Source organism: Winogradskyella sp. A3E31 (assembly GCF_046720935.1).
In the GTDB taxonomy this organism is placed as follows: Bacteria; Bacteroidota; Bacteroidia; order Flavobacteriales; family Flavobacteriaceae; genus Winogradskyella.
Window position 1 is genome coordinate 123,677 of the sequence record NZ_JBHNWH010000007.1, and the last position, 14,154, is coordinate 137,830.

At 36.4% G+C, this 14,154-nt stretch carries 12 protein-coding genes; 11 read left to right on the forward strand and 1 reads right to left on the reverse strand.

From position 1 onward, the window contains the following. Position 1: 1 nt before the first annotated feature. Complete coding sequence (locus tag ACFEMA_RS10210; protein ID WP_411768095.1) at positions 2-769, reverse strand: tetratricopeptide repeat protein; 768 nt, start codon at positions 767-769, stop codon at positions 2-4. A 141-nt stretch (positions 770-910) separates the two neighbouring features. On the opposite strand from ACFEMA_RS10210, the gene recF reads away from it, so the two are divergent. From recF to ACFEMA_RS10265, 11 genes are all read left to right on the forward strand, one after another. Continuing rightward, a complete protein-coding gene (gene recF, locus ACFEMA_RS10215; protein ID WP_411768096.1) occupies positions 911-1,990 on the forward strand; it encodes a DNA replication/repair protein RecF in 1,080 nt (359 codons plus the stop codon). Further along, positions 1,987-2,412 carry a lipocalin family protein gene (locus tag ACFEMA_RS10220; protein ID WP_411768097.1) on the forward strand — a complete coding sequence of 142 codons (426 nt, stop codon included), beginning with the start codon at positions 1,987-1,989 and terminating at the stop codon, positions 2,410-2,412. The genes recF and ACFEMA_RS10220 overlap by 4 nt, the downstream gene beginning before the upstream one ends. Positions 2,413-2,434: 22 nt before the next feature. Next, on the forward strand, positions 2,435-2,731 hold the full coding sequence (locus ACFEMA_RS10225) for a DUF721 domain-containing protein (protein ID WP_411768098.1): 297 nt from the start codon (positions 2,435-2,437) through the stop codon (positions 2,729-2,731). A gap of 122 nt (positions 2,732-2,853) precedes the next feature. Beyond that, positions 2,854-4,152 (forward strand): DUF418 domain-containing protein, encoded by a 1,299-nt coding sequence (locus ACFEMA_RS10230; protein WP_411768099.1) that lies wholly within the window; start codon positions 2,854-2,856, stop codon positions 4,150-4,152. Between the two features lie 63 nt (positions 4,153-4,215). Then, a complete protein-coding gene (locus ACFEMA_RS10235; RefSeq protein ID WP_411768100.1) occupies positions 4,216-6,633 on the forward strand; it encodes a penicillin acylase family protein in 2,418 nt (805 codons plus the stop codon). Next, positions 6,630-6,983, forward strand: a complete 354-nt coding sequence (locus tag ACFEMA_RS10240; RefSeq protein WP_411768101.1) for a hypothetical protein — start codon at positions 6,630-6,632, stop codon at positions 6,981-6,983. The genes ACFEMA_RS10235 and ACFEMA_RS10240 overlap by 4 nt, the downstream gene beginning before the upstream one ends. A gap of 82 nt (positions 6,984-7,065) precedes the next feature. Continuing rightward, positions 7,066-9,273, forward strand: coding sequence for a RelA/SpoT family protein (locus tag ACFEMA_RS10245; RefSeq protein WP_411768102.1), 2,208 nt, complete (start codon positions 7,066-7,068; stop codon positions 9,271-9,273). Positions 9,274-9,298: 25 nt separating this feature from the next. After that, a complete protein-coding gene (locus ACFEMA_RS10250; protein ID WP_411768103.1) occupies positions 9,299-9,757 on the forward strand; it encodes a Fur family transcriptional regulator in 459 nt (152 codons plus the stop codon). Positions 9,758-9,766: 9 nt separating this feature from the next. Next, on the forward strand, positions 9,767-11,041 hold the full coding sequence (locus ACFEMA_RS10255) for an adenylosuccinate synthase (protein ID WP_411768104.1): 1,275 nt from the start codon (positions 9,767-9,769) through the stop codon (positions 11,039-11,041). Positions 11,042-11,074: 33 nt separating this feature from the next. Beyond that, complete coding sequence (locus tag ACFEMA_RS10260; protein WP_411768105.1) at positions 11,075-12,922, forward strand: OstA-like protein; 1,848 nt, start codon at positions 11,075-11,077, stop codon at positions 12,920-12,922. Next, positions 12,922-14,097 carry an aspartate aminotransferase family protein gene (locus ACFEMA_RS10265; protein WP_411768106.1) on the forward strand — a complete coding sequence of 392 codons (1,176 nt, stop codon included), beginning with the start codon at positions 12,922-12,924 and terminating at the stop codon, positions 14,095-14,097. The genes ACFEMA_RS10260 and ACFEMA_RS10265 overlap by 1 nt, the downstream gene beginning before the upstream one ends. Positions 14,098-14,154: the final 57 nt, after the last annotated feature.

Sequence of the window (14,154 nt, forward strand, 5' to 3'; positions counted from 1 at the left end):
TCTATAGGCTTGCTTCTGCTTTTCCGATGAGCACATCTACTTGTGCTGCTTCAGTTGATGTAGAAAATTCTTCTTTTATACGAACCAAATACTTTAAAGCTTTTTCATTATCACCTAAATCCATTGCTGTACGAGCAGCTTTCATTAAGTACATAGGAGTTGTGAATTCATTAGCATTAGCTTTTATAGCTTTCTCGTAATATTCTAACCCTTCTTCTTTTTGGTCTAATTGCACAAAAGCATCACCAATAGCTCCCTTTGAGATTGCTGAAAGCATAATATCATCACTAGAGAAGTCACTTAGGTACGTGATTGCCTCTTGGTATTTGTTCATGTTTAAATAGGCTGTCCCTGCATAATAATTGGCAAGGTTTCCTGCTGGTGTACTACCATACTCTTCAATAATATCTAACATACCGTACTTTCCGTTAGCACCTGTTAGAGATAGATTTAAAAGCGAATCTTTTTGCGTTGTGTTTGTCATCGCTTCATCGAAAAATTCCTGAGCAGTGGTCATTTCATTCATGGCCTCTTTTGCATTAGGCTCAGCAATAAATCTATTGTAACCCATAATCCCCAATACAATCACAGCTGCAAGACCTACGATTCCGAAAATTAAATTTTGGTTCTTTACAACCCACTCTTCTGTCTTACTGGCAGATTCATCTAAGGTATTAAAAACCTCAGCTGTTGTTGAACCTTCTTCAATATTTTCCTCCTTCTCCTTTTGAGATTTTGGTTTGTAGCCTCTTTTCTTGTACGTTGCCATTTGTTGTCATTTAATGCGTCCGCAAAAATAAAATTTTTATTGGGATTTAAAAGGGTATTTTTTTCTTATTTTTCAATATTTTCTGGCTTAAATTTGCCAAATACAATGGTTGAAGATTCATCTATGTACCGCAAATAATTTATGGTATTAAACACCTTATCCTTACTGAATTACAAGAATTTTGAAAGTGAAACGTTTGAGTTCGACACTAAAATCAATTGCTTTGTTGGCGCCAACGGCATCGGAAAAACCAATGTTTTAGATGCTATTTACCATTTAGCTTTTGGGAAAAGTTACTTCAACCCAATAGCTTTACAGAACATAAAACACGGCGAGGACTTTTTTGTTGTTGATGGTCTTTTTACAAAATTAGAAAAGGACGAAAAGATTGTAGTCTCCTTAAAACGTGGACAAAAAAAAATCATAAAACGTAATGGGAAGGCCTACGAAAAATTCAGTGAGCATATCGGATTTATTCCATTAGTTATCATCTCACCTGCTGATAGAGATTTAATTAGTGAAGGAAGCGATGTACGGAGAAAGTTTATGGACAGTGTCATTTCTCAAAGTGACAAAACCTACCTAACTCAACTCATAAGTTATAACAAAGTGTTATCGCAACGCAACGCTTTGCTAAAGTATTTTGCAGCCAATAACACATTTAATGCAGATACTATTGCTGTTTATAACGAACAGCTTCAGCAGTTCGGAACTGAAATTTTTAAAAAACGTTCAGCCTTCTTAGACACTTTCATCCCTATTTTTAAGGAGCGATATAAGGCCATTAGCAAGAGTAACGAGGCTATAAATTTGACCTACAAAAGTGACTTGTTTGAATCTGATTTGTTGTCACTTTTAAATCAGAATATCAATAAAGACAGGGCCTTACAATACACAAGTGTTGGCGTTCATAAAGACGATCTTAACTTTAGTATTGAAGATTATCCCATTAAAAAATTCGGAAGTCAGGGTCAGCAAAAGTCCTTTTTAATTGCATTAAAATTTGCGCAGTTCGACTTTGTAAAACAACAAAGCGGTGTGCATCCCATTTTATTATTAGATGATATTTTCGACAAATTGGATGAAAACCGTGTGGCTCAAATTATCAGTTTAGTAGATGATGAAAATTTTGGACAGCTTTTTATCAGTGATACTCATGCCGAGCGTACCGAAAACATTATCAAACAAGTCCATCAATCCTATAAAATGTTTAAATTATGAAAAGTATAAAATACTTACTCTTAGTATTCATTTTAACAGGGTGTTCCCCAAACCCTAAAGAGTTACTTCCGCATATTGAAGGCTATTGGGAAATTGAAGAAGTCACCTTGGCAGATGGCAGTAAAAAAGTTTACGAATACAATGATACTATAGATTACATCGCTATTAATGACAGTTTAAAAGGCTTCAGAAAAAAATTAAAACCAAGCTTCAATAATAAATATACCACTTCTGAAGATGCTGAAGCATTGACAGTAAAAATTGAAAACGACAGCCTCAACCTCTACTACAAGACCCCTTTTTCTAGTTGGAAAGAAACTGTATTAGAAGCTAATGATACGCAATTAAAAATCGTGAATCAGGATAATTCCATATATCTTTACAAACGTTACGAAGGCTTAGAGCTAGATTTAGAAGATTAAATTTTTGAATCATCCCAAAATTATGGCAAAACGCAACAATGAGCATTTACCAATTGAAGACATTCTCAAGGAATTTGTAGAATCTAACAATCTACAGTCTGGCTTGGATAAAGTCAATGTTAGGGAAGCTTGGGCAAATCTTATGGGTAATGGGGTCAATAATTATACTACAGCCATAGAATTAAAGAGAGGGACACTTTATGTTCAGCTTAGTTCTAGCGTGCTTCGGGAAGAATTAAGTTACGGTAATGAGAAAATTATCAAAATGCTTAATGAAGCTATTGGTAAGGAAGTGATTTCAAAATTAGTTTTACGATAAGCTATCTCAAACTTCAAAATAAGCTTATAGTTCATAGAATTGAATAAGATTATTGTGATCTTGTCGGGTGTATCTTATTAATAACTAAATTGTTGCATTAATTAACCAACACCAACCAAACTATGATTACTCCTGAATCAGGCATACTTCAGCCTGTCCAAAAAAAAGATCGTATCAACTCTTTAGATGTTATTAGAGGTATCGCTCTTCTAGGCATTTTGCTAATGAATATCCACGGCATGGGTTTACCTTTTGCCTATGGAAATCCTACAGTAGCTGGAGGATCCGAAGGTCTTAATTTATATGTTTGGATAATGAATGAAATGCTTTTTGAAGGCACAATGCGTGGCCTTTTTACGCTTTTATTTGGTGCTGGAGTCATCCTACTAACCGAACGTTTAGAAACCCGAGGAGCCGGCATAAAAACTGCAGATATCTATTACAGACGGTTATTATGGTTGTTATTATTTGGGATTATACACGCCTATGTTTTGCTTTGGGATGGGGAAATATTATACCCTTATGCCTTATTTGGTTTGATGTTGTTTCCGTTTAGAAATACCAAACCAAAACAACTTATAATATTCGGTTTATGCTTATTAAGTATTGGTATACTATGGAGTATTGGTGATCGTGTGGAAGACCTTAAAGTCCAAAAAGAAGGGATTGAAGCCATTGCTATTGAAAAGCAAGGTGATTCGTTGACAGATGTTCAACAAACGGCATTCGATAAATGGGAAGATTTACAAAAAACCAAAACTCCTGAAGAAATTCAAGAAAGAATTGAGGACATGAATCAAGGCTACTTTGGAGTCATGAAAGCAAAGATTAGAGAAAATCAATTTATGCAAACTTGGGTGACTTATCGCTATTGGCCCTGGGATCTCATGAGTTTTATGCTTATTGGTATGGCTTTTTTTAAACTTAGAATCTTCCATGGCGAAAAGAGTTTTAAGTTTTATGCAATTTTAATGGCCATTGGATACCTCGTTGGTTTAACCCTTAATTATTTCGAAACAAAGACTATTCTAGATGGAGGTTTCAATGTCATGAGTTTTTCTGAAGCTGGGATCACTTATGAAATTGGCCGCATATTTACCACACTTGGTCATGTGGGCTTATTTATGCTTTTTATAAAATCAGGAATTTTAGGCTTTCTGCAATCTGCTCTGGCAGCTGTTGGTAAAATGGCGCTAACCAATTATTTAATGCATAGCATTATTGCTGCTTTTGTATTTTTCGGATTTGGATTTGGACTTTATGGTCAATTAGAGCGATACGAATTGTATTATGTGGTCTTTAGTATATGGATTTTCCAACTCATAGTAAGCCCAATTTGGTTGCACTATTTTAGATTTGGACCGGCAGAATGGCTCTGGAGATCATTGACCTATAAAAAGAAACAACCTTTTAAATTATAGACAGGTCGAAATATTTATGTATTCATTAATTTTGATTATTTTCAAAACCTCTAATTGTTATACATGAAATATTTCAAATTTGGACTATCCCTTGTCCTTACTGCGACCATCTTTTACGTTTTAAATACTCAAATGGGAAGTATTCCTCCATTAGGAAAATTTCTAAATCCCTATTCAGGAATTTGGCAAAATGAAACTGATGAAAATATCAAAGAAACTATTGAAATTCCTGGATTATCTGATAACGTTTCAGTGCATTATGATGATCAATTGGTACCTCATATTTTTGCTCAAAACGACTTAGACCTATACAAAGCCCAAGGCTATATTACTGCAAAACATCGACTGTGGCAGATGGAATTTCAAACCTATGCAGCTGCAGGTCGACTTTCTGAAATTATTGGCGAAGGGGCTTTAAATTATGATAGAGAGCAACGCAGAAAAGGGATGGTTTATGGTGCAGAAAATAGCTTAAAAGTCATCAGGGAAGATGAAAAATCGCTATCTCACATTCAGTCCTATGCTGATGGTGTTAATGCTTATATCAGTCAATTAAAACCAGAGGACTATCCTGTAGAATATAAATTGTTAGACTACAAACCAGAGCCGTGGACCATAGACAAAACCATGCATTTACTGATGTATATGACGGATATGCTGTGTGGAAGGGATTCAGATTTTGAATATACAAACGCCCTTAGAGAGTTTGGTGAAGACACCTTCGATTTCTTGTATCCAGATTTTTATAACTTTGATGAACCCGTCATTCCTACAGATACAGATTGGAGTTTTATTGACACTGAACAAACACCAATGCCGCAAAGTGAACTGCCTATGGACTCGTTGTCTTCGGTAATGGAGAAGCCAAATCCGCATAATGGCAGTAATAATTGGGCTGTTGGTCCTAGTAAGTCTTACTCTGGCAATGCAATTTTGGCAAATGACCCTCATTTAGGCTTAAACTTACCATCTATATGGTATGTAATGCAAATTGCCACTCCAGAACATAACTCAATGGGCGCAACCTTACCAGGCACATTAGGCATTATTTCTGGCTTTAATGAGCACATTGCATGGGGAGAGACCAATGCAACCAGAGATGTTAAAGACTGGTATAAAATTGAATTTCAAGATGAAACGCGGACCAAGTACAAACACGGTAACCAATGGAAAAACACAACAGTAAGAGTTGAAGACATAAGAATTAAAGGCAAAGAAACCTTTAAGGATTCTGTTATTTACACCCATCACGGTCCTGTTAGCTACGATCATACATTTAAAGGAGATAGTGAAATGACGGGCTACGCCATGAAATGGGCAGGACATATTGGTCATGATTTTGTAAGTCTATTCTTAAAAATGAATAGCGGAAAAAATTATGAAGACTATAAAGATGCACTTTCCAACCATGTGGCACCGGCACAAAATTTTGTGTTCGCCTCTACAGAAGGTGATATTGCGATATGGATTCAAGGTCTATTTCCAAATAAATGGGAAGGACAAGGTAAATTTTTAATGGATGGTAGCAATCCAGATCACGATTGGCAGAGTTTTATACCTCGAGAATTTAATGCGCATACAAAAAACCCAGAACGTGGCTTTGTAAGTTCTTCAAACCAGCACCCTACGGATTCTTTGTATCCTTTTTATGTATTTAATGATGGTTACGATTCGTACCGCAATAGAGTCATCAATGACTTTTTTAGGTCTAAAGAGACGTTTAATATTCAGGATTTTAAAGACTTACAGAATACTAATTTTAACAAAAAAGCATCCGAGTTATTACCCTATATGTTCGAAAATATGGATACTTCAGGTTTAACTTCTGAAGAAAATGACATCCTCAACATCATCAAAAACTGGGACTATGTGAGTAATATTGAAGAGCTAGCACCAAGCATTTGGGACTCATGGTGGACAAATCTCTATCCGTTGATATGGGATGAATATGACCAAAAAGAAGATATGGTTTTAAAAAAGCCATTCACTTATAACGCTATTTCTATGCTAAAGAATAACCCAGAGGATGAGTTTATGGATATTCTTGATACACCAGAAATAGAAACCTCTCACGATTTGTTTTTAATAGCTTTTAAAGAAACAACTAAAGAACTTATAGCTTGGAAAGCTGAAAACGGAGACTATAATTGGCAGCACTACAAAGGCACCTATGTTGCTCATTTGCTACAAGGCTTACCAGCGTTTTCAAGATTTGATTTACCTATTGGGGGAGACCGAAATACGGTTAATGCCGCTGGAAAAAATTGGGGGCCATCTTGGAGATTGATTGTAGAAATGACCTCACCGCCTACAGCACTCGGCATATATCCTGGTGGACAGTCAGGAAATCCAGGAAGCAAATATTACGACAACTATATTGACGAATGGGCTGCAGGTCAGTATAACACCTTAAATTTTTTACCATCTAATACAGCCACTGAAGCCATTATTTCTACCCAACTTTTAACTCCTAAACAATGAACAAGAATCTATTAAACTTTTTATTGACCTTGATTTTAGTTGGTGTAACAGCATTTGTTTTACCATGGTGGTCCGTGATGTTATGTGCTTTTATTACCACTATGTGTATTCCACTAAAGAAAGCTGCTGTGTTCTTTGTTCCTTTTTTAGCTGTTTTTCTATTTTGGTTCAGTTACATGTTCTTTTTAAGCTCTAGTAATGACTATATTTTGGCAAAAAAAATCGCTGTGCTTTTACCTCTTGGCGGTAATGCATTTTTACTGATCCTGGTGAGTTCAATCATTGGTAGCATTGCAGCCGGAATTGCTGCAGTGTTTGGAAAACAAACCGTATTGCTTTTCAAACAGTGATTTTATGACCACAATGACTTTAATATCTTATAGCGGACTAAAAACAATTGTATATTAAAATTGCTATGCTTACATTAGTTCTATGACTGAGGTAGATATAGAACAAGAAAATGCGGCCATCGCAAAAGCTTACAAAGAACTCCTTAAAGTAAGCTACCAAACTTTGACGGCTAAGGATAAAAAAATGATCCGTCAGGCCTTTGATGTTGCCGTAGATGCCCATAAAGAGCAACGCCGAAAGTCAGGCGAAGCTTATATCTTCCACCCTATTGCAGTCGCAAAAATTGTTGCTCAGGAAATTGGCCTTGATGCTACCAGTATTGCTGCAGCTCTACTTCATGATGTTGTTGAAGATAATCCAGATTATACCCTTGCAGATATAGAACAGCTTTTTGGTGAAACCGTAGCACGTATTGTTGATGGTCTTACTAAAATTTCGAGCTTAAAGAAGGACATGGACGTGTCTCTTCAGGCTGAGAACTTTAGAAAAATGCTCCTTACGCTTAATGATGACGTTAGGGTTATCATTATAAAAATTGCAGATCGGCTTCACAATATGCAGACCATGGACAGCATGCGTCCAGACAAGCAGGTGAAAATAGCATCAGAAACACTTTATATTTATGCTCCATTAGCGCATCGAATTGGGCTTTATAATATAAAAACTGAACTTGAAGATTTAGGTTTAAAATACACCCAGCCTAATATATATAAAGACATCTTCAATAAAATAAAAGCCAGTAAGGAAGAGCAAGACGCCTATATAAAATCATTTTCTGAAGTTATTAAGTCTTCATTGGATAAAGAGGGACTGGACTACGAAATTAAGGGACGCCCTAAATCTATTTTCAGTATTCACCGTAAAATGGTAAAACAAGGAGTGTCATTTGATGAAGTCTATGACAAGTTTGCCGTTCGGATTATCTATAAGTCCGATATTGAGAATGAAAAGTTTTTGGCCTGGAAGATATATTCTATAGTTACAGATCACTTCACCCCTAACCCAATTCGATTAAGGGATTGGATTTCATCTCCGAAATCAACAGGGTATGAGGCACTCCATATCACTGTTGTTGGCCCTAAAAGTAATTGGGTAGAAGTACAAATCCGTAGTGAACGTATGAATGAGGTTGCCGAAAAAGGCTATGCGGCACACTACAAATACAAAAATGCAGATGATAAAGACGACAGTCTAGATCTATGGATAAATCGTCTACAGGAAGCCTTAGAAAGTAATGAAGCTGATGCTGTTGATTTTGTAGAACAGTTTAAACTGAATCTGTATTCGAAAGAAATCTTTGTCTTTTCCCCTAAAGGAGATTTAAAATCCTTACCAAAAGGAGCAACTCCTTTGGACTTTGCTTTTAGTATTCATACTGAAGTCGGAATGAAAACTAGAGGAGCGAAAGTAAACGGTAAGCTAGTGCCATTAAGTAAAGAATTACAGAGTGGAGACCGCATTGAAATCCTTACCTCAGAAAATGCAAAACCCAATAGTAACTGGTTAGACTATGCTACAACAGCACGAGCTAGGAGTAAAATTAAATCCTATCTCAATGCCGATAAAAAAGAAGTTGCAGAAGAAGGTAAGGAAATATTACGCCGCAAATTAAAACAACTCAAAATTACACTTAACGAAAATTCTGTAAATGAGCTCGTTAATTATTTTAAGCTAAGCACTTCTTTGGATTTGTTTTATCGTGTAGGAATTGGGACTATAGACAACACAATGCTCAAGGCATTTGCGTCTTCGCGTAGCAACGCTTTTATGAGCTACATAAAAAGTAAAATTAGAAAACCAGAAACGCCAAAAGAAATAGATAGAGATGAGATAACTTCCAAATACGATATGTTGGTATTTGGTAAAGAAGAAGATCACTTAGCTTATACACTAGCAAACTGTTGTAATCCAATTCCAGGCGATAAAGTCTTCGGGTTTTTAACCATTAATGACGGCATTAAAGTCCATAAGAAAAACTGCCCAAATGCTCTTAGCCTTCAATCTAATTATGCATATCGCATTATGCAAGCCAAATGGATTGATTCTTCCCAACAGGAATATACGTCTCAAATCATTCTCTCAGGATTAGATAATCTTGGATTGGTTAATGATGTTACAAAGGTGATATCTGAAAACATGCATGTTAACATGAAAAGTTTAAACTTTTCTAGTGATGACGGCATCTTTTCTGGTAAAATCACAGTTGTAGTGAAGAATAAGAATATGCTCAAAAAACTGATGGATAGGCTCAAAAAAATTAATGGTATAGAGAAGGTCTCAAGAGTATAAATTTTGTGTAAATTTGCACCTTACTATGAATGCAACCACAGAGGAAAGTAATCAGGAAATTGTAAAACGTGTTTTTACACAATTCTTGGAACAAAATGGTCACCGTAAAACGCCAGAGCGTTACGCAATTCTTCAAGAAATCTATGATAGTGAAGAGCATTTTGATATAGAATCACTCTACATTAAAATGAAAAACAAAAACTATCGTGTCAGCAGAGCAACACTTTACAATACCATTGAATTACTGTTAGAATGCGCTCTAGTTCGTAAACATCAATTTGGTCAAAATCAGGCACACTACGAGAAGTCGTATTTTGACAAACAGCACGACCACGTCATTTTAACCGATACAGGAGAGGTCATCGAATTCTGTGACCCTCGCATTCAATCTATCAAAAAAACCATAGAAGAAGTCTTTGATATCGAAATTTCAAATCACTCTTTGTATTTCTATGGCAATCGTAAAAAAAACACTTCAAACTAACTTATACTAATGGCAGTAGATTTACTACTAGGTTTACAATGGGGAGATGAAGGCAAAGGAAAAATTGTCGATGTATTGACCTCAAAATATGATATTATTGCACGTTTTCAAGGTGGTCCAAACGCAGGGCACACACTTGTCTTTAATGGCAAAAAACATGTGCTACATACTATTCCTTCAGGGATTTTTCATGATAACACTATAAATTTAGTTGGTAACGGAGTGGTTATCGATCCAGTTATTTTTAAGAAAGAATTGGAAAAGCTAGACGAGCAAAATGTAGATTATAAAAAGAGTCTTTATATCTCTAGAAAAGCTCATATCATTTTACCAACCCACCGTCTGTTAGATGCTGCAAGTGAAGCCTCAAAAGGAAAGGCCAAAATTGGTTCCACCTTAAAAGGTATTGGGCCAACTTATATGGACAAAACAGGTAGAAACGGTATACGAGTAGGTGATATTGAATTGGCAGGTTGGAAAGACAAGTACAGAGCGCTTGCCGACAAGCATGAAGCTATGATATCGTTCTATAACGTTGATATTCAATACGATTTAAAAGAACTAGAAAACGAGTTTTTTAGTGCTATTGAAACTTTGAAAGACCTAAAGTTTATTGATTCTGAAGAATACATCCATCAGGCACAGGCTTCTGGAAAATCTATACTTGCAGAAGGAGCCCAAGGTTCTTTGTTAGATATTGATTTTGGAACCTATCCTTTTGTTACCTCATCTAATACAACAGCCGCAGGTGCATGTACAGGTTTAGGTGTTGCGCCAAACAGTATAGGAGATGTTTTCGGAATTTTTAAAGCCTATACAACCCGTGTTGGCTCAGGGCCCTTTCCAACGGAATTATTTGATGAAGTTGGTGAAACAATGGGACGTGTTGGACATGAGTTTGGTGCTACAACAGGGCGGTCAAGACGATGTGGGTGGCTAGACTTAGTCGCTTTACGTTACGCCTGCCAAGTTAATGGCGTTACCCAACTCATAATGATGAAAGGTGATGTACTTTCAGGTTTTAAAACTTTAAAAGTATGTACAGCTTACAACTATAAAGGCGAAGAGATTACACATCTCCCTTATAATATTGAATCAGAAAACGTGACTCCAATTTATACAGAAGTAAAAGGTTGGGCTGCTGACTTAACAGGCATGACGGAAGCTTCGCAATTACCTGATGAATTTAATGCTTATGTTGAATTCCTAGAAAAAGAATTGAATATTCCTATAACTGTAGTTTCAGTCGGGCCAGACCGTAAACAGACGATACATAGAAAATAATCTGATTGCTCCTTCTGTTAAATAAATTGTTAATTGATACTAAAGCCTATTTCAAAAGGTTATTTGGATATAAAAACTAAGACACTGAAGGATATAAAATACATACTGCTTTTATTTTCAATACTTATTGTATGTCCTACTATTGCCCAAAATTCTGAAAGGATTACCATTAAATATGCTGGTAAGGGGTCTAAAGATCCAGAAAACGAGGATGTGACTACCTTTTTAAGAGACAACACCCAACAAGTGCATTTTATACATGAAGGTGTCGAAATGTGGTGTGATAAGGCTGTGTATTACGGAAAACAAGATTTTATTGAAGCCTTTAGTAACGTCCGTGTTAAACAAGGTGATTCTGTAAACATGTCCGCAAAGTATGTAGAATACAGTGGTAAGACACAACTGGCTTTTGCTCGGGGTAATGTAGTATTAACAGAACCACAATCTACATTGACTACTGAAAAGCTGTATTTCGATCGTACCAAGCAACAAGCATACTACGATGTTACCGGAAAGGTTGTAAGAGATTCATCAGGAACGATAACAAGTCAGATCGGTCGTTACTATATGAATACTCAAAAGTATCAGTTTGTGCAAGACGTTGTTCTTGTAAATCCCGAGTATACTCTTAACACGGAACGACTCGATTTCTTTACAGAATCTGGCCATGCGTATATTTTCGGACCCTCAACTATTGTTGGTGAAACCAATAAAATTTATTGTGAACGCGGCTTCTATGATACCAATGAAGATTTTGGTTACTTTGAGCGTAACGCCAAAATAGATTACGACAACCGCAAAATTGAAGGTGACAGTATGTATTTTGATCGCAATAGAAACTTTGCCTCTGCCACAAATAATATTACAGTAACGGATACCATTAATAATTCCATTTTTAAAGGCCATTATGCTGAAGTCCATAAAGATCAAGATTCTGTTTTTATTACCAAACGTGCTTTGGCGATAACAGTACAAGAAAGAGATTCCATCTACATGCACAGTGATACTATAATGGTTACTGGGCCAGCTGAAAGTAGAATTACTAGAGCCTATTACAATGCCAGATTATTTAAAAGTGATTTAGCGGGTAAAGCAGATTCCATCCATGCAGATCATAAAACTGGGGTTACCCAAATGATAAATTTGGCAAGGTTCGATACCGGTGATGCCTTTACTGCTAAACGAAGACCTGTACTGTGGAATCTAACCAATCAGATGACTGGTGACACTATTCATTTAATTTCTAATGTGGAAACTGAGAAATTAGACTCCCTTAAAGTATTTGAAAATGCATTTCTCATTAGTCGAGATACACTTAGCCAAGATGGATACAGCCAGATAAAAGGGAAACGTCTTTTAGGAAAGTTTTTGGATAATAAGCTGAAAACGGTTGATATCATAAAAAATGCTGAAGTCATTTATTATGCACGTAACGAAAACAATGAGCTTATAGCTATCAATAAATCCAAATCAGGTAGTATCAATATCGAATTCATTGAAGATTATCGTATTCTAACCCTTATCAATCAGGTAGATGGAGAACTCATTCCTGATGATGAATTTCCTGATAACGCCCGTAAATTAAGAGGTTTTGATTGGCGAGGCAATGAGCGACCGCTATCGGTTGATGATTTATTTAAGGATGACCCTCCATTGGATTTGCCAAAAATTAAAGGCCTTGAGGATTATGTACCACAAGAAGATTTTTTTGATGAAGACTTAAACGACCGGGTTAAAAATGCTGCCCCTAAAGATCCTACCAGTAAAAATAGGGCTGCCCAGCAAATCCCTGAGAAAAAACCGGATTCAACGGCATTAAAAAAACCGAAACCCTTACCTAAAAAGCCTAAGCTTAAGGAAGAGCAAAAATCTGAGAATTAGTGTTAGAGGATTTTTTTAAATACCAAGCACAAACAACACCACATCCCTTGGCTATGAAAGTAAGTCATGCTGAAGGTTCTTACATTTATGACACTAACAACAAGGCATATCTCGATTTTGTTGCTGGTGTTTCAGCCTGTAGTTTGGGTCACCGCCATCCAAAAGTGGTATCTGCGATAAAAGAACAGCTCGATGCTTATTTACATGTCATGGTGTATGGAGAATATGCGCAATCACCAGCTGTAAAACTCACTAAACTATTAGCGAAGCATTTACCAGAGTCGCTTCAATCAACATATCTCACAAATTCGGGAACGGAAGCTATTGATGGATCATTGAAATTAGCAAGAAGAGCCACTGGACGTAGTGAAATAGTTGCTGCCCACAATGCCTATCATGGTAATACTATGGGAGCACTGAGTGTTATGGGCTTTGAAGAACGCAAAAAACCATTTCGCCCCTTAGTGCCAGACGTTCGGTTTATTCACTTTAATTCTGAAAAAGACTTAAAACAAATCACAGAAAAAACTGCTGCTGTTATTTTAGAAACCATTCAAGGAGGTGCAGGGTTTATTGAGCCTAAAAATGACTATTTAAAAAAAGTCAATGAACGATGTAAAAAAGTCGGAGCATTATTAATATTGGATGAGATTCAACCGGGTATTGGTCGCACAGGGAAATTATTTGGCTTTCAGCATTATAATTGCACGCCAGACATATTAGTAACCGGAAAAGGTTTGGGAGGCGGTATGCCGATTGGAGCGTTTACAGCAAGTAAAACCTTGATGGACAAATTATCAGACAATCCAAAATTAGGACACATCACCACTTTTGGAGGACACCCTGTTATTGCTGCTGCAGCTTATGCGACACTTAAAGAAATTACCGAATCAAATCTTATTCCTGAAACGCTTCAAAAAGAAAAGCTCATTAGAGAGCATCTTCAACATAAGCATATTTCTGAAATAAGAGGTCGTGGGTTAATGCTAGCTGCTATGACTGAAAACGCAACTATTACTAACGAAGTTATACTCCAAGCTAAAGAAGAAGGGTTGGTCTTATTTTGGCTGTTATTTGAACCTAAAGCCATAAGAATTACACCGCCACTCACCATTTCAAATGAGGATATCATAAAAGGCTGCGCAATCATAAAAGCCATTTTAGACCGTATTTAACCACCGTAAATAACTAATAACCATATTGTTAAAACACAGTAACACTAAGCTTGTTAA

Excerpts from the sequence above, each read along its gene's own strand:
- ACFEMA_RS10220 (WP_411768097.1), top strand. The coding sequence starts at position 1,987 with ATGAAAAGTATAAAATACTTACTCTTAGTATTCATTTTAACAGGGTGT.
- ACFEMA_RS10245 (WP_411768102.1), top strand. The coding sequence starts at position 7,066 with ATGACTGAGGTAGATATAGAACAAGAAAATGCGGCCATCGCAAAAGCT.
- ACFEMA_RS10250 (WP_411768103.1), top strand. The coding sequence starts at position 9,299 with ATGAATGCAACCACAGAGGAAAGTAATCAGGAAATTGTAAAACGTGTT.
- ACFEMA_RS10235 (WP_411768100.1), top strand. The coding sequence starts at position 4,216 with ATGAAATATTTCAAATTTGGACTATCCCTTGTCCTTACTGCGACCATC.
- recF (WP_411768096.1), top strand. The coding sequence starts at position 911 with ATGGTATTAAACACCTTATCCTTACTGAATTACAAGAATTTTGAAAGT.
- ACFEMA_RS10255 (WP_411768104.1), top strand. The coding sequence starts at position 9,767 with ATGGCAGTAGATTTACTACTAGGTTTACAATGGGGAGATGAAGGCAAA.
- ACFEMA_RS10225 (WP_411768098.1), top strand. The coding sequence starts at position 2,435 with ATGGCAAAACGCAACAATGAGCATTTACCAATTGAAGACATTCTCAAG.
- ACFEMA_RS10230 (WP_411768099.1), top strand. The coding sequence starts at position 2,854 with ATGATTACTCCTGAATCAGGCATACTTCAGCCTGTCCAAAAAAAAGAT.
- ACFEMA_RS10240 (WP_411768101.1), top strand. The coding sequence starts at position 6,630 with ATGAACAAGAATCTATTAAACTTTTTATTGACCTTGATTTTAGTTGGT.
- ACFEMA_RS10210 (WP_411768095.1), bottom strand. The coding sequence starts at position 769 with ATGGCAACGTACAAGAAAAGAGGCTACAAACCAAAATCTCAAAAGGAG.